Annotated in this window: 16 protein-coding genes; 10 read left to right on the forward strand and 6 right to left on the reverse strand. The window is 68.3% G+C overall.

Going from position 1 to position 15,404, the window contains the following annotated elements; genetic code table 11:
* Nucleotides 1–532: 532 nt before the first annotated feature.
* The 4 genes from ettA to AC0L6G_RS05365 are packed head-to-tail and all read left to right on the forward strand — an operon-like array spanning nucleotide 533 to nucleotide 3,704.
* Complete coding sequence (ettA, locus tag AC0L6G_RS05350) at nucleotides 533–2,200, forward strand: energy-dependent translational throttle protein EttA (RefSeq protein WP_293826891.1); 1,668 nt, start codon at nucleotides 533–535, stop codon at nucleotides 2,198–2,200.
* Between the two features lie 24 nt (nucleotides 2,201–2,224).
* The gene (locus tag AC0L6G_RS05355) at nucleotides 2,225–2,452 is read left to right on the forward strand and encodes a DUF433 domain-containing protein (RefSeq protein WP_293826892.1); all 228 of its coding nucleotides are present in this window, start codon (nucleotides 2,225–2,227) and stop codon (nucleotides 2,450–2,452) included.
* An 8-nt stretch (nucleotides 2,453–2,460) separates the two neighbouring features.
* Complete coding sequence (locus AC0L6G_RS05360) at nucleotides 2,461–2,781, forward strand: DUF5615 family PIN-like protein (RefSeq protein ID WP_473252950.1); 321 nt, start codon at nucleotides 2,461–2,463, stop codon at nucleotides 2,779–2,781.
* A complete protein-coding gene (locus tag AC0L6G_RS05365; RefSeq protein WP_473252951.1) occupies nucleotides 2,778–3,704 on the forward strand; it encodes a 2-hydroxyacid dehydrogenase in 927 nt (308 codons plus the stop codon). The genes AC0L6G_RS05360 and AC0L6G_RS05365 overlap by 4 nt, the downstream gene beginning before the upstream one ends.
* 2 nt (nucleotides 3,705–3,706) lie before the next feature.
* Here the strand turns inward: AC0L6G_RS05365 and AC0L6G_RS05370 are convergent, their stop codons facing one another.
* Nucleotides 3,707–4,105, reverse strand: coding sequence for an EF-hand domain-containing protein (locus AC0L6G_RS05370; RefSeq protein ID WP_293826895.1), 399 nt, complete (start codon nucleotides 4,103–4,105; stop codon nucleotides 3,707–3,709).
* 120 nt (nucleotides 4,106–4,225) lie between these two features.
* Between AC0L6G_RS05370 and AC0L6G_RS05375 the strand changes: the two genes are divergently transcribed.
* The 4 genes from AC0L6G_RS05375 to metH all read left to right on the forward strand — a co-directional run bounded on the left by AC0L6G_RS05375 (nucleotide 4,226) and on the right by metH (nucleotide 10,078).
* The gene (locus tag AC0L6G_RS05375; RefSeq protein WP_293826896.1) at nucleotides 4,226–5,185 is read left to right on the forward strand and encodes an ArsR/SmtB family transcription factor; all 960 of its coding nucleotides are present in this window, start codon (nucleotides 4,226–4,228) and stop codon (nucleotides 5,183–5,185) included.
* Entirely contained in the window at nucleotides 5,185–6,135 is a 951-nt protein-coding gene (gene metF / locus AC0L6G_RS05380; protein ID WP_293826897.1) for a methylenetetrahydrofolate reductase [NAD(P)H], read from the forward strand. The genes AC0L6G_RS05375 and metF overlap by 1 nt, the downstream gene beginning before the upstream one ends.
* Nucleotides 6,132–7,214: a homocysteine S-methyltransferase family protein gene (locus AC0L6G_RS05385; protein WP_293826898.1), complete on the forward strand. Its 1,083-nt coding sequence runs from the start codon at nucleotides 6,132–6,134 to the stop codon at nucleotides 7,212–7,214. Before metF ends, AC0L6G_RS05385 begins: the two co-directional genes overlap by 4 nt.
* 197 nt (nucleotides 7,215–7,411) lie before the next feature.
* Nucleotides 7,412–10,078, forward strand: coding sequence for a methionine synthase (gene metH, locus AC0L6G_RS05390; protein WP_473252952.1), 2,667 nt, complete (start codon nucleotides 7,412–7,414; stop codon nucleotides 10,076–10,078).
* 15 nt (nucleotides 10,079–10,093) lie between these two features.
* On the opposite strand, the gene rsmD is transcribed toward metH, so the two are convergent.
* Both rsmD and AC0L6G_RS05400 read right to left on the reverse strand, forming a co-directional pair.
* Nucleotides 10,094–10,666: a 16S rRNA (guanine(966)-N(2))-methyltransferase RsmD gene (gene rsmD / locus AC0L6G_RS05395; RefSeq protein ID WP_473252953.1), complete on the reverse strand. Its 573-nt coding sequence runs from the start codon at nucleotides 10,664–10,666 to the stop codon at nucleotides 10,094–10,096.
* A gap of 3 nt (nucleotides 10,667–10,669) precedes the next feature.
* Entirely contained in the window at nucleotides 10,670–12,187 is a 1,518-nt protein-coding gene (locus AC0L6G_RS05400) for a pseudouridine synthase (RefSeq protein ID WP_293826100.1), read from the reverse strand.
* Nucleotides 12,188–12,199: 12 nt separating this feature from the next.
* Here AC0L6G_RS05400 and tadA point away from each other — a divergent pair, with 12 nt between their 5' ends.
* Together tadA and AC0L6G_RS05410 are read left to right on the forward strand one after the other, a co-directional pair.
* A complete protein-coding gene (gene tadA, locus AC0L6G_RS05405; RefSeq protein WP_293826101.1) occupies nucleotides 12,200–12,658 on the forward strand; it encodes a tRNA adenosine(34) deaminase TadA in 459 nt (152 codons plus the stop codon).
* Between the two features lie 37 nt (nucleotides 12,659–12,695).
* Entirely contained in the window at nucleotides 12,696–13,121 is a 426-nt protein-coding gene (locus tag AC0L6G_RS05410; RefSeq protein ID WP_293826103.1) for an MliC family protein, read from the forward strand.
* Here the strand turns inward: AC0L6G_RS05410 and AC0L6G_RS05415 are convergent.
* The 3 genes from AC0L6G_RS05415 to AC0L6G_RS05425 are packed head-to-tail and all read right to left on the reverse strand — an operon-like array spanning nucleotide 13,118 to nucleotide 15,371.
* Nucleotides 13,118–13,702 (reverse strand): GNAT family N-acetyltransferase, encoded by a 585-nt coding sequence (locus AC0L6G_RS05415; RefSeq protein ID WP_293826227.1) that lies wholly within the window; start codon nucleotides 13,700–13,702, stop codon nucleotides 13,118–13,120. The two genes, AC0L6G_RS05410 and AC0L6G_RS05415, sit on opposite strands and share 4 nt — an antisense overlap.
* Nucleotides 13,702–14,808, reverse strand: a complete 1,107-nt coding sequence (aroB, locus tag AC0L6G_RS05420) for a 3-dehydroquinate synthase (protein WP_293826105.1) — start codon at nucleotides 14,806–14,808, stop codon at nucleotides 13,702–13,704. The genes AC0L6G_RS05415 and aroB overlap by 1 nt, the downstream gene beginning before the upstream one ends.
* Nucleotides 14,805–15,371: a shikimate kinase gene (locus AC0L6G_RS05425; protein WP_293826107.1), complete on the reverse strand. Its 567-nt coding sequence runs from the start codon at nucleotides 15,369–15,371 to the stop codon at nucleotides 14,805–14,807. The genes aroB and AC0L6G_RS05425 overlap by 4 nt, the downstream gene beginning before the upstream one ends.
* Nucleotides 15,372–15,404 lie beyond the last annotated feature (33 nt).

A 15,404-nucleotide genomic window follows, 5' to 3' on the forward strand; every position in this document is an offset into this window, starting at 1 on the left:
CTTTCGATTCCAACCGCTTGGCGAAATATCTTCCCCATCATCCATCCCCCCTCCGAAACGCGCGTATTCTTACCCCGTCTCGTCGCATCGGAGGGCTCGTAAGGCCTGCGACCTTGCGGCGGCGGGAGCGGATGGAACGGGAGCGATGGTGAAACTCCATCGCGCCGGCGGCGACACACGGTGCGCCGTCGGAGGGTCGAGGGGGATACTCGGCCGCACTCGGGACGGGGTTTCGCAGACCCCGCCGACCTGTCGCAGGCTTATGGGGTTAGGCGATAAGACCGCCACCGCTCGGCGCCCCGAGCTTGCAGAACAATCATTCGCGCGGAGCGTCGAACTTCGTCGAAACGGTAACTCAAACTCACACTCCGGGCGAAGGCCCGGCGCTCCGCCCAGCCCTCCATCCCACTTCGCAGCGAAAGCGCGAGGGCGATCGGCCGTGTCCGCCGCCTTATTTGCTCTCGGGCCTCAGGATCGCTACATCCGGCCCACCTCCCCAATCCGACGAACCCGAAGGGCGAAACCGCACCTCATGGCGCAGCAATATATTTTCCAGATGCAGGGTCTGACCAAGACCTTTCCCGGCGGCAAGAAGATCTTCGAGAACATCTGGCTCAGCTTCTACAACGACGCCAAGATCGGCGTCGTCGGCGTCAACGGCTCGGGCAAGTCCACCCTGCTGAAGATCATGGCCGGCCTGGACACCGAATTCTCCGGCGAGGCCCGCGCCGCCGACGGCGTCAAGCGCGGCTATCTGGAGCAGGAGCCCCAGCTCGATCCCGCCCTGAACGTGCGCCAGAATGTCGAGGCCTGGTGCGAGGAGAAGCAGTGGGTCAACCGCTTCAACGAGGTCGCCGCCGAACTGGGCGAAAACTACACCGACGAACTGATGGAGGAGATGACATCCCTCCAGGAAAAGATCGACGCCGGCGACGTCTGGGACATCGACAGCCGCATCGACCAGGCCATGGGCGCCCTGCGCTGCCCGCCCGACGACTGGGAGGTCGCCAACCTGTCCGGCGGCGAGAAGCGCCGCGTGGCCCTGGCCCGCCTGCTGCTCAGCAAGCCCGACATGCTGCTGATGGACGAACCGACCAACCACCTGGACGCCGAATCCGTCGCCTGGCTGCAGCACCATCTGGAGAGCTTCCCCGGCTGCGTCATCCTCGTCACCCACGATCGCTACTTCCTGGATCAGGTGACGAAATGGACGCTTGAGCTGGACCGCGGCCGCGGCCACCCGCACGAGGGCAACTATTCCTCGTGGCTGGAAGCCAAGACCAAGCGCGTCGTGCAGGAGCAGTCGGAATCCGAAGCCCGCCAGCGCGCCCTCACCCGCGAACTGGAATGGGTCCGGTCGGGCGCCAAGGCCCGTCAGGCCAAGTCCAAGGCCCGTCTGGCCGCCTATGAGCGGATGGTCGAGGAACAGGAATCGATGCGCGGCGCCCAGACCCACGCCCACATCCAGATCCCGCCCGGTCCCCGCCTGGGCAATGTCGTGCTGGAGGTCGAAGGCCTGCAGAAGTCGTTCGGCGACAAGGTCCTGTTCGACAATCTGACCTTCAAGCTGCCGCCCAACGGCATCGTCGGCGTCATCGGCCCGAACGGCGCCGGCAAGTCGACCATGTTCAAGCTGATCACCGGCCAGGAACAGCCCGACGGCGGCACGATCCGCGTCGGCGAGACCGTCAAACTCGCCTATGTCGACCAGTCGCGCGACGACCTGAAGCCGGACGAAACCATCTGGCAGGCCATCTCGGGCGGCACCGACGTGATGATGGTCGGCAAGCGCGAGATCAACACCCGCGCCTATGTCGGCAGCTTCAACTTCAAGGGCGGCGACCAGCAGAAGAAGGTCGGCCAACTGTCCGGCGGCGAGCGCAACCGCGTCCACCTGGCCAAGACCCTGGCCTCGGGCGGCAATCTGATCCTGCTCGACGAACCGACCAACGACCTGGACATCGAGACGCTCCAAAACCTGGAAGAGGCGCTGGAGGAGTTCGCCGGCTGCGCCGTGGTCATCTCCCACGACCGCTGGTTCCTGGACCGCCTGGCCACCCACATCCTCGCCTTCGAGGGCGACGGCCACGTCGAATGGTTCGAAGGCAATTTCGAAGCCTACGAACAGGACAAGATGCGCCGTCTGGGCGCCGACAGCATCATCCCCAAACGCATCCAGCACCAGAAGTTCGGGCGCTGATCGAACTGTGATAGGATGCGGGACATGAGCGATCTTCTGTCCCGCGTCACTATCGATCCCGCCCAATGCGGAGGTCGGCCCTGCATTCGGGGCATGCGCATCCGTGTACAGGATGTGCTCGATATGCTGGCGGGCGGCGCGGGCGCGGAGGAAATCCTGGCCGATTTCCCCTATCTCGAAGCTGACGACATTAGAGCCAGCCTCGCCTACGCCGCCGCCAGCATCGGCGACACCGGCGTGATCGCCGCGTGAGATTCGTCGTGGACGCCCAACTGCCCCTCGCTCTGGCCGAATGGTTGAGGGCACAGGGTCACACGGCCGACCACGTCTTCGAACTTTTGAGCGTCGATGCGCCGGACCAAGCGATCTGGGCTCTGGCGCAGGATCAGAATCGGATCATCGTCACCAAGGACCGCGATTTCGCGATATGGGCCGCGGATCGTCGGTCAGGCCCTCAAGTCGTCTGGCTTCGTCTCGGAAACGCAACACGACGCATGCTGATGGAATGGCTCGAACCGAAGTGGCTGGAGATCGAGCAGCGGCTATCCGAAGCCGTTCATCTGGTGGAGGTCCGAGCATGACCCAACGCCCCGCCGTTCTCATCATGCAGCGGCATCTCGCCCCGCTCTCCGGCTTTCTGGAGAGCGCCTACGACGTCTATCGCTTTTGGGAAGGCCCGCCGCTGGAGGCCGCCCACGACATTCGCGCGCTAGTCGTCGCCGGCGAGGCGCCGCTGGACAAGGCGCTGATCGAACGCCTGCCCAATCTGGACCTGATCGCCTGTTTCACCTCGAGCTACGACGGGATCGACATCGACTGGTGTCGCCGGCGCGGCCTGGCCGTCACCCATGCGCCGGGCGTCAACCACGAGGATGTCGCCGACCATGCCCTGGGCCTGATCCTGGCGGCGCGTCGCCAGATCGCGTCCGGCGACCGCCAGGTGCGCTCGGGCGAGTGGGCCGTCGAGACGCGCACCCTCACCGCCTCGCTGGGCGGTCAGAAGCTGGGCGTCGTCGGCCTGGGTCATATCGGCAAGGCCGTGGCCACTCGCGCCGAGGCGTTTCGCATGGCCGTCGGCTGGTGGGGGCCGCGCCCGCACGCGGCCGAATGGCCCCGCGCCGACAGTTTGCTGGACCTGGCCCGCGCCAGCGACATCCTGGTCGTCGCCTGCAAGGCCGACGAGACCAATCGCGGACTGATCTCGCGCGAAGTCCTGGAGGCGCTGGGGTCCGACGGCCTTCTGGTCAATGTCTCGCGCGGCCAGGTGGTCGACGAGGACGCCCTGATCGAGGCGCTGAAATCCGGGGCCCTGGGCCAGGCCGCCCTGGACGTCTTCATGGAGGAACCGACCGACCCGGCGCGCTGGGCCGACGTGCCGAACGTCGTTCTGACGCCCCACACCGCCGGCGCCACGACGGCCGGGGTGCAGGGCATGCTGATGCTGCTGATGCAGAACCTTCAGGCGCATTTCGCGGGCGAACCGCTGAAGACGCCCGTCGGTTGACCTCAGTTCGGACGCTGCGGCCGTTCGTCTTCGGTCACGACGCCGTCGCCGTTCTTGTCCAGCGCCTTGAACTGGGCGCCGGTCCCGACGGTGAATTCGTCGCGCGTGACCCGGCCGTCGCCATCGGCGTCCAGACGGGCCAGCATCCGCCCGCCGCGAGCGTCGGCCAGTTCGCTTGCATCGACCACCCCGTCCTTGTTGGCGTCCAGCCGGTCGAACATCTGGGCCATCCGGGCCTGCATCTGGGCCAGAGTTTCGCGGGACGGCGGCCGCATCCCTCCCATCTGCCGGCCCATCGGCGGTCCAGACATCTGCGGCATGGGCGGTTCGGGAAAGTCGCTCTGGGCCAGGACGGGGCCGGCGACGGCCAGGGCAAGGGCGGTAATCAACAGGGTGCGCATGGGACCACTCCAAAAGGGGCTGCAAAACCTTGAACGCCCGCACGATCCCTTCCCGTCGCACGCTCCTAGAGGAAGCGATTTCGCTTGCCAAATCATATAAGGATATCTTTATATGATTACATGAACCTCTCCGCCGACCAGACCGTCGAAGCCCTGCGCGCCGCCGGCGAGCCGACCCGCCTTCGCATCCTGTCCCTGCTGGCGGCGGAGGAGCTTTCGGTCATGGAGATGTCGCGCATCCTGGACCAGAGCCAGCCCCGCGTGTCCCGGCATCTGAAGCTGATGACCGACGCCGGTCTTATCGAACGCTTTCCCGACGGCGCCCGCGTCTATTACCGGCTGTCGCACGACGCCCAGGCGCGCCGCCTGATCGACACGGTGCTGGACATCCTGGCCGAGGATGCGGGCGAGGCGGATCACCGCCGCCTGGACGAGGTCCGCAAGGACCGCGAGGAAGCCGCCGCCAGCTATTTCGAGCAGGTCGCGCCCCAATGGGACCGCCTGCGCTCGCTCTATGTCAGCGAGAGCGCCGTCGAGGCGGCTTTGGAAAAGGCGATCGGCCCCGGCCCGTTCGAGCGGGTCGTCGATCTGGGCACCGGCTCGGGCCGGATGCTGACCCTGTTCGGCAAGAAGGCCAAGATGTCGGTCGGGCTGGACCTCAGCCAGAACATGCTGAACATCGCCCGCACCAACGTCACCAAGGCGGGCGTCGAACAGGTCGAACTGCGCCACGGCGACATCTTCGCCACCCGCCTGCCCGCCGCCAGCGCCGACCTGGTGATCGTGCACCAGGTGCTGCACTATCTGTCCGATCCGGCCGCCGCCGTCGCCGAAGCCGCGCGCCTGGTCAGTCCGGGCGGCCGCCTGGTCATCATCGACTTCGCCCCGCACGATTTCGAACATATGCGCGAGGCGCACCAGCATCGCCGCCTGGGCTTCGCCGATGCGGAGATCAACGGCTGGCTGCTGGATGGCGGCCTGACCCCGTCCGCTCCCATCGCCCTGCCCCACGACGCCGAGGGCCTGACCGTGACCATCTGGACGGCGGAACGCCGCGTCCAGGACAGAAAGACCGCCTGATGGCCTCTCGCGCCTCTTTGAACCTGGCCGAGGCCCGCGCCCTGCTGCTGTCGCCGCTGGGACCAGTCGCCCGCGCCGGATCGAACCAGGACGCCGTGCGCGTCTCTTTCGAATTCTTTCCGCCCAAGAGCGACGAGGCCGAGGCCAATCTTTGGAAGGCGATCCGCCGGCTGGAGCCGCTGAACCCCGCCTTCGTCTCCGTCACCTATGGCGCGGGCGGTTCGACGCGCGAACGCACCCATCGCACGGTCCAGCGCATCATCGCTGAAACGTCCTTGCGCCCCGCCGCCCACCTGACCTGCGTCGAGGCCAGCCGCGACGAGGTCGACGAAGTCATCGAAGGTTACAAGACCATCGGCGTCGACCACATCGTCGCCCTGCGCGGCGACCCGCCGGGATCGACCGGGATCGGCGGCGCCTATCGGCCCCGCGCCGACGGCTACGCCAACGCCACCGAACTGACCGCCGCCATCGGCCGCGTCGGCGGCTTCGACGTCACGGTCGGCGCCTACCCTGAGAAACACCCCGAAAGCCCCTCCATCGACCACGACATCGCGGTGTTGAAGGCCAAGGTGGACGCCGGGGCGACCCGCGCGGTCAGCCAGTTCTTCTTCGACATCGACGCCTTCCTGCGATTCCGCGACCGGGTGCGGGCGGCGGGCGTGACCATTCCGCTGATCCCCGGGATCATGCCCGTGTCCAACTTCGCCGGCCTGACGCGGATGTGCGGCGCCTGCGGCGCCAGCATTCCCGACTGGCTGAAGGCCCATTTCGACGGCCTGGACGACGATCCCGAGACCCGCAAGCTGCTGGCCGCCTCGGTCGCCGCCGAGACCTGCGCCCGGCTGCAGGAAGAGGGCTTCTCCGACTTCCACTTCTACACCCTGAACCGCGCCGGTCTGGTCTATGCCATCTGCCGCGTTCTGGGCGTGCGGGAGACGGCGTCGTGAACCGCGCCCAACGCATCGCCGCCCTGCATCAGGCGGCCAATGAAAGGATTCTGGTTCTCGACGGCAGCTGGGGCGTGATGATCCAGCGTCGCGGCCTGACCGAGGCCGACTTCCGCGCTGACCGTTTCGTCGCGGCCAACGGCTATGACGAGGCGCATCAGATGAAGGGGAACAACGACATCCTCTGCATCACCCGCCCCGACATCATCGCCGACCTGCACGACCAGTATTTCGCCGCCGGCGCAGACATCTCCGAGACCAACACCTTCTCCGGCACCACCATCGCCCAGGAGGACTACGCCCTGGACGCGCAGGCCGTCTGGGACATCAATCTGGAGGGCGCGAAACTGGCCCGCGCCGCCGCCGACCGCTGGACGGAGAAGCAGCCGAACAAACCCCGCTTCGCCGCCGGCTCCATCGGCCCGCTGAACAAGATGCTGTCCATGTCGTCCGACGTGAACGACCCCGGCGCCCGCAGCGTGACCTTCGACCAGGTCTATGAGGCCTATCGCCATCAAGTGAAGGCGCTGAACGAAGGCGGCGTGGACCTCTATCTGATCGAGACCATCACCGACACGCTGAACTGCAAGGCCTGCATCAAGGCGATCAAGGACCTGGAGGACGAGGGTCTAGAGCCCCTGCCGATCTGGATCAGCGGCACCATCACCGACCGCTCGGGCCGCACCCTGTCGGGCCAGACGGCGGAAGCCTTCTGGAACAGCGTGCGCCACGCCAAGCCGTTCGCCGTAGGCTTCAACTGCGCCCTGGGCGCCGACCTGATGCGGCCCTTCATCGCCGAACTGAGCCGCGTCGCCGACACCCTGGTCGCCGCCTATCCCAACGCCGGCCTGCCCAACGCCATGGGCCAGTACGACGAGCAGCCGCACGAGACCGCCCACTTCATCGAGGAATGGGCCGCGTCGGGCCTGGTTAACATCGTCGGCGGCTGCTGCGGCACGACGCCGGATCACATTCGTCACGTCGCCGAAGAGGTCGCGCCGCTGAAGCCCCGCGCCATCCCGGAACGACCGGTGGCCCTGCGACTGTCGGGGCTGGAGCCGTTCGAGTTGGTGGCATGATGGCCGTCTCTATAAATCCTCCCCCGCCCCTTCGCGGGGGAGGGGGACCACGAAGTGGTGGAGGGGGCGAATACGCGCACCCGGTCAGCCGCTTCGCACAGACCATTCTTCCCTCTATTAAGAAATCGCGTTTGTTTCCGCCCCCTCCACCACGCTTCGCGCGGTCCCCCTCCCCCGCTGCGCATGGGAGGATCTAGATGCGTCCTGTCTTCATCAACGTCGGCGAACGCACTAACGTCACCGGCTCGGCCAAATTCCGCAAGCTGGTGGTCGAGGGCGACTATTCGGCTGCGCTGGACGTCGCGCGCCAGCAGGTCGAGGCCGGCGCCCAGATCATCGACGTCAACATGGATGAAGGGCTGCTGGACGGCGTCGTCGCCATGCGGACCTTCCTGAACCTGATCGCGGCCGAGCCCGACATCGCCCGCGTGCCGGTGATGATCGACTCCTCCAAATGGGAGGTGATCGAGGCCGGGCTGAAGTGCGTCCAGGGCAAGCCCATCGTCAACTCCATCTCGATGAAGGAGGGCGAGGATAAATTCAGGGAACAGGCGGTCAAATGCCTGCGCTACGGCGCCGCCGTGGTCGTCATGGCCTTCGACGAGGCAGGCCAGGCCGACACGGCCGCCCGCAAGATCGAAATCTGCACCCGCGCCTACAACATCCTGGTCCACGAGGTCGGCTTCCCGCCCGAGGACATCATCTTCGACCCCAACATCTTCGCCGTGGCGACGGGGATCGAGGAGCACGACAACTACGCCGTCGACTTCATCGAGGCGACGCTAGAGATCAAACGCACCCTGCCCTACGCCCGCGTCTCAGGCGGAGTGTCGAACGTCTCGTTCAGCTTCCGCGGCAACGAACCGGTGCGCCGGGCGATCCACAGCGTCTTCCTGTACCACGCCATCGCGGCGGGCATGGACATGGGCATCGTCAACGCCGGCGACCTGCCGGTCTATGACGACATCGACGCCGAACTGCGCGAAGCGGTCGAGGACGTCATCCTGAACCGGCCGCAGCGGACCAATGTCTCGAACACCGAGCGGCTGGTCGACATGGCCCCCCGCTACAAGGGCGAGAAGGGCCAGGCCCGCGTCGTCGATTTGAAGTGGCGCGACCAGCCGGTCGGCAAGCGGATCGAACACGCCCTGGTCCACGGCATCACCGAATTCATCGAGGCCGACACCGAGGAGGCCCGTCTTTCGGTCGAACGCCCGCTGCACGTCATCGAAGGCCCGCTGATGGACGGGATGAACGTGGTCGGGGATCTGTTCGGCTCGGGCAAGATGTTCCTGCCCCAGGTGGTGAAGTCCGCCCGCGTCATGAAACAGGCGGTGGCCTGGCTGGAACCCTTCATGGAGGCCGAAAAGGCCGGCAAACCCCGCGAACAGGCGGGCCGCATCCTGATGGCCACGGTCAAGGGCGACGTTCACGACATCGGCAAGAACATCGTCGGCGTCGTGCTTCAGTGCAATAATTACGAGGTCGTCGACCTGGGCGTCATGGTTCCGGCCGACCGCATACTGGACGAGGCCAAGGCCCACGGCTGCGACATCATCGGTCTGTCCGGCCTGATCACCCCTTCGCTGGACGAAATGGTCTTCGTCGCGTCCGAGATGGAGCGGCGCGGCTTCGACATCCCCCTGCTGATCGGCGGCGCCACCACCAGCCGCACCCATACGGCGGTCAAGATCGAGCCGGCCTATCGACGCGGATCGACCACCTATGTCGTCGACGCCTCGCGCGCCGTCAGCGTGGTCTCGGGCCTGCTGTCGCCGACCGAAAAGGCCCGTAACGAACAGGCCACCCGCGACGAATACATCCGCATCCGCGAGCAATACGCCCGCGGGCAGGAGGTCAAGGCGCGCGCTTCCCTGCCCCAGGCGCGCGACAATCGTTTCCGGCCCGATCCGGCCCAGACCCTGCCCGGCAAGCCAGCCTTCATCGGCGTGCGCGCCTTCGACGCATGGGATTTGCAGGACCTGGCCGACCACATCGACTGGACCCCCTTCTTCGCCAGTTGGGAGCTGATCGGCCGTTATCCCCTGATCCTGGACGACGAGATCGTCGGCGAGGCCGCGCGCGATCTGTTCGCCGACGCCCAGGCCATGCTGAAGCGGATCGTCGCTGAGAAGTGGTTCACGGCCAAGGGCGTGGTCGGCTTCTGGCCCGCTCGCGCCGAGGGCGACGACATCGCCGTCTTCGCCGACGAGGCCCGCACCGAGGAAATCGCCCGCTTCCACACCCTGCGCCAGCAGATCAAGAAGTCGAACGGCAAGCCGAACCTGGCCCTGTCTGACTTCATCGCCGAGGACGGCGACGACTATATCGGCGCCTTCGCCGTCACCGCCGGTCATGGCGAGCTGGAGATCGCCAAGCGGTTCAAGGACGCGGGCGACGACTATTCCGCCATCATGGCCACGGCCCTGGCCGACCGTCTGGCCGAGGCCTTCGCCGAACGGCTGCACAAGGAAGTGCGCACGACGCTGTGGGGCTACGCCTCGGGCGAGACGACCAGCGTCGACGCGCTGATCGCCGAACAATACCAGGGCATCCGCCCCGCCCCCGGCTATCCGGCCCAGCCCGACCATACGGAGAAGGCCACCCTGTTCCGCCTGCTGAATGCGGGCGACAATGCGGGCATGGCCCTGACCGAGAGTTTCGCCATGACGCCCCCGGCCTCGGTTTCAGGCCTCTATTTCGGCCACCCCGGCAGCCACTATTTCGGCGTCGGCAAGATCGACCTGGACCAGGTCGAGGACTACGCCCGCCGCAAGGGCTGGGACCTGCACACAGCCGAACGCTGGCTGGCTCCCATCCTCAACTACGACCCACACGCCCTCCGACGCGAAACGGCGGCCTGAGCCAGACTAAAATCGTCAGGCGCCGGTCCTGGCCCGCAGGAACAGCACCCGCGCCGCGCCATAATCGCGCGCGTCCAGCCGGTCATAGCCGGGCGTGTCGATCTCCGGCTCGTCCGATCCGCGCTCGAACACCACCAGGGCGCCGGGCTTCAACCAGCCGCCCTCGGCCAGGCGAGCCAGGGTCTGCTCCCCCAGCCCCTTGCCATACGGCGGGTCCAGGAAGGCGATGTCGAACGCCTCCGCGACGGGGCCGGGCCGCGCGCCCAGGTCGGTCGCGCTGCGCCGATGCACCCGCGTGCGCCCCATAAGCCCATAGGCGTCGGCGTTCTCGCGGATGGCGCCGCGCGCGGCGTCGTCGGTCTCCACGAACAGGCCGAAGACCGCGCCCCGGCTGATCGCCTCGAACCCCAGGGCGCCCGATCCGGCGTAGAGGTCGATGACCCGAAGGCCGTGCAGCGGCCGACCCCACGATGCATGTTCCAGAACATTGAACACGGCCTGGCGCGCCCGATCGGAGGTCGGGCGCGTGCCCTGCCCCTCCGGTGCGACGATGGCCCGGCCCCTCAGGGCTCCGGCGACGATCCGCACGGATCAGCCGCGCGGCGCGCGGGGCTTGCCCCCGGGTCCGCGCCCGCTGGTTCCCGACGGACCGGCCGGTTTGCCGCCGCCCGATCCTGGACGCGGCTTGAAGTCGCGGCCGCCCACGGCTCCGCCCGAACGGCCGGCGGGCTTGCCGCCCGAACGCGGCCCGGCGGGCTTGCGCCGGTCGTCGATGAACTGGTCGTCGCGGGGCTTGAACGGGCGTTTGGCCCGGTCGCCGCCCTCCTGTGGATTCGAGGCGCGCTTTGGCCGGTCGGCGTCGGGGGCCGTGCGTTCGCGGGGCTTGAAGGTCTTGGCGTGCTCGAACCGGGGCGCGGCCTTGGCCCAGCCCGCCTTCTTGACCGGACGCTCGCGGCGCTCGACGGCATCCGCCTGGGCGGTTTCGGCGGCGCGGACCCGGCTGGGCTTCCTCGACGGGTCCGACATGGCCGAGCCCGAGCGGCCCTTGACGATGGGCGTGGACACCCGACGGCCCGGGATGGGCGCGGGCGTCTCGACCGTATTGCCGGTGGGCAGGTTCTCGGGCCGGATGTAGTCGGCCAGCATCTCGCGGATCACGCGCGGCCCGACCTCCTCGACCGCGCCCACAGGCAGAACGTCCAGGCGGAACGGGCCATAGGCCAGGCGGATCAGCCGGTTGACCGTCAGGCCGACGGACTCCAGCACCTTGCGGACCTCGCGGTTCTTGCCCTCGGTGATCGAAATCGAAATCCACAGGTTCGCCGGGGCCTTGCCGTCCTCGGACTTGCTCTCCTTGGCCTTGTCCAGCGTCGCCTCGATGGGGCCATAGGACACGCCGTCCACGACGACCCCGTCCTTCAGCGCATCCAGTTGGGCTTGGGTGATCTTGCCCCGCGCCCGCGCCCGGTACTGGCGCACCAGCGAGGTCGAGGGCAGCTCCAGCGCCCGGCTCAGCTCCCCGTCGTTGGTCAGCAGCAGCAACCCCTCGGTCGCCAGGTCCAGCCGCCCCACCGAGATCACGCGCGGCAGACCGGCCGGCAGGGCGTCGAACACCGTCGGCCGCCCGGTCGGATCGCTGTGGCTGGTCAAGAGGCCCGCGGGCTTGTGATAGCGCCAGACGCGCGTCGCCTGGGTCGAGCCGATCGGCTTGCCATCCACGGTGATCACGTCGTCGCGCGTCACCAGGGTGGCGGGCGTGTCCAGGATGCGGCCGTTGACCGCCACCTTGCCCAGGCCGATCAGCCGTTCGACCTCGCGGCGCGAGGCGATGCCGGCGCGGGCCATGGTCTTGGCGATTCGCTCGGCGCGCAGCGCGGTCTCCGGCGTCTTGGACTTGCCGCCCTTGTCGGTGCGAGGCTTGTCGGTGCGCGGCCGATCGGACTTGGCCCCGAAACGCTTGGCCGCGTCGTCTGGGCTGCGCGGCTTGTCGCCGTATGGTCTCGTCCCGTCGCCGCTCTTGCGGGGACCGGAGGATTTGAAGGGCCGGGGCGACCGTTCGTCTTGACGGGCGCGGGGCTTCTTGTCGTTGTCGTCTGTATGGCGGACCATGATGAGCGGTTCATGCGCATGGCGCTGGACCAAGCGCAAGCGGCGGCGGACGCAGGAGAGGTGCCGGTGGGCGCAATTCTTGTCGATCCGACCTCGGGCAGGGTGGTCGCGACCGGCGCCAACGGCCCGATCGGCGCCCATGACCCCACCGCTCACGCCGAGATCGTGGCCATGCGGCGGGGCGCGACGGCGCTGGAGAACTATCGCCTGACCGGCCTGACCCTCTATGTGACGCTGGAGCCGTGCGCCATGTGCGCCGGCGCCATCAGCCACGCCCGCATCGGCCGCGTCGTCTGGGCCGCGGACGATCCCAAGGGCGGAGCCGTCGTCCACGGCCCGCGCCTGTTCGAACAGCCGACCTGCCACTGGCGCCCGGCGACCGACTCGGGGCTTCTGGCGGAGGAGGCGTCGGCCCTGCTCCGGTCCTTCTTCCGCCAGCGGCGGGGAACGGCGCCAGTCCGCGCACGTTAGATCGCCGCGCCAAGCGGCGCCGTTGGAGGAAATCGCGTTGTTCAAGCCGGATCTGCCGCAGTCGATCGTGTTCAGCGGCCTCGCCGCACTGGCGCTCCTGACCGCCTGCGGCCCCGACCCGGACAAGGCGCCCCGCACCGGCGACGAGGTCAAGGCGCGCGCCATCGAGGCCCAGACCGCCCGCCAGCGCACCGGCGCCGAGATCCAGGACCGCACCCTGAACCGCGTCGTCCACACGGTCTACCTGTGCGACAACGGCGAACGCCTATCCGTCGACTTCGACAACCCCCGCCAGATGGCCACCGTCCGCAACTCCTCCGGCGAGGCGGTGGACCTGTATCAGGAGCGCGCCGCCGACGGCATCTGGTACCGGGCCTCCAACATCGAACTGCGCGGCAAGGGCGTCCTTGCCACATGGTCCGTCGAGGGCCGCCAGCCCACCCAATGCCGCGCGGTCGACTAGAAGGCCGCCAGCCGCCGGTCCAGACCCTCACGCACCTTGGGCCAGTCGTCGTCGACGACGGCGAAGATCGCCGTGTCGCGCGCCCGGCCGGTCCAGGTGATCTTGTGCTTCCTCAGCACGCCTTCGGCCTTTGCGCCCAGCTTCAGGATCGCCGCCTGGCTCTGGGCGTTGACGGCGTCGGTGACGATCTCGACCCGCATCGCGCCGGCCTCGAAGGCGTGACCGAGCAACAGCCGCTTGCAGGCCGGATTGATCGGCCCGCCCCGCGCCTCGGGCCGGTAGAAGGTCGAGCCGATCTCGCAGCGCCGATAGGCCGGGTTGATCTCGTACAGACTGGTCGTGCCGACCACCGCCCCGTCCGACCGTCGACGCACCGCATAGGCGATCCGGGTCCCGACCCGCATGCCCGCCAGAGCGCTCGCCCACCAGCCGTTGAAATGGTCGCCATAGGCGGGCGCGACCATGATGCCCCAGGCGTCCGGATCGCAGTCCAGCGCGGCCCGCACCTCGCCCCTCGAAGCCTCCTCGAACGGCTCCAGCCGCACGAACCGATCCTCCAGAGGGACCATGGCGATCCGCATCACGCGGATGCGCCTTCCTCGATCAGGAAGGCCCGCACCTTGGCCGCATCCACCCCCTTGGCGACGAAGGCCCGGCCGATCCCGCGCGCCAGGATCAGGGTCAGCGCCCCGCCCTCGGCCTTCTTATCGCCCGCCATCAGGGCCAGCAGCCGGTCCGCCGCGAACGCCCCCGCCTGGTCCAGCCGGATCGGCAGGCCCGCCGCCGCGACCGCCGCCTCGACCCGTTCGACGTCGGCCGCCGAACACAGCCCCTCGCGCGCCGAGTAGCGGAACGCCATGCAGCACCCCAGGCCCACGGCCTCGCCGTGCGCCAGAGCGTCCTCATCAAAGCCGACCTCCGTCTCCACCGCATGGCCGAAGGTGTGGCCCAGGTTCAGCAAGGCGCGCCGGCCCGCCTCCTTCTCGTCCTCCCCAACCACGGCGCTCTTGATCTCGACCGAGCGGATCACCGCCCGTTCCAGCGCCGCCGGATCGCCGCCCGCGCCCGCCGCCCCCTGGCCCGCCAGCCAGTCGAAGAAGGTCGCGTCGCAGATCAGCCCGTGCTTCAACACCTCGGCCCAGCCCGAGCGCACCTGCCGTTCCGGCAGGGTGGCCAGAACGTCGATGTCGGCCAGCACCAGGCGCGGCTGATGGAAAGCGCCGACCAGGTTCTTGCCGCGCGGCGTGTCGATGGCCGTCTTGCCGCCCACAGAGGAATCCACCTGGGCCAGCAGGGTCGTCGGAACCTGCACGAAGTCGATCCCGCGCATGTAGAGCGCCGCCGCTAGACCCGCTAGATCGCCAACGACACCGCCGCCCAGGGCCACGACCACGTCCTTGCGATCCAGACCGATCTCGAGCAGCCGATCCAGCACCCGCTCCAGTTGGGCGAAGGACTTGGACCTCTCGCCCGCCGGCACGGCCAAGATCTCGCTTCCCATGCCCGCCGCCGCCAGGGATTCGGCCAGGGCCGCGCCGTGGATCGCCGCCACCGTGTCGTCCGTGACGATGACCGTGCGCCCTTTCGCCAGGGGCGCGATCCGCTCGCCCGCCTGGGCCAGCAGGCCGCGCCCGACCACGACGTCATAGGCGGCGAAGGCCCCGCCGCTGACCGAGATTGTCGTCATGTCCGGGTCTCCGCGCGTCGCCGGTTGCGCCAGTGCCGGCGCAGGTTCTTGTGGATGGCGTCGACAGCCTGGCCGTGCGAGCCCTGGCCCACGTCCACCGTCAGGTCCGCCTCGCCATAGAGGGGATAGCGGGTCTCGGCCAAGGCGGTCAGCACCGCCAGGGGATCCTTGTCGCGCAGCAGGGGGCGGGTGTCGCGCCGCGCGACCCGCTCGGCGATCACCGCCAGGTCGGCCCTCAGCCAGATGGTGTCGGCGCGTTCCTTCAGCAACGCCCGTGTCTCCGGGTTCATCATCGCCCCGCCGCCGGTCGCCAGGACGATCGGCGGGCCTTCCAGCAGGCGGCGGATCACCCGCGCCTCGCCCGCCCGGAACTCATCCTCGCCCAGGGCCGCGAAGATTTCCGACACCGTCATGCCGGCGGCCGCCTCGATCTCCACGTCCCCGTCCGCGAACGGCAGTTTCAGCCGATTGGCCAACCGGCGCCCCACCGACGATTTGCCCACCCCCATCAGGCCGACCAGGGCTATGGTGCGCGTCGGCGCCGGATTCGCGCGCCGCCTCATCCGGCGGCCCTGGCGGAACGGACGGTCGAAGGC

The sequence above is a fragment of the Brevundimonas sp. D3-1P genome, assembly GCF_055809335.1.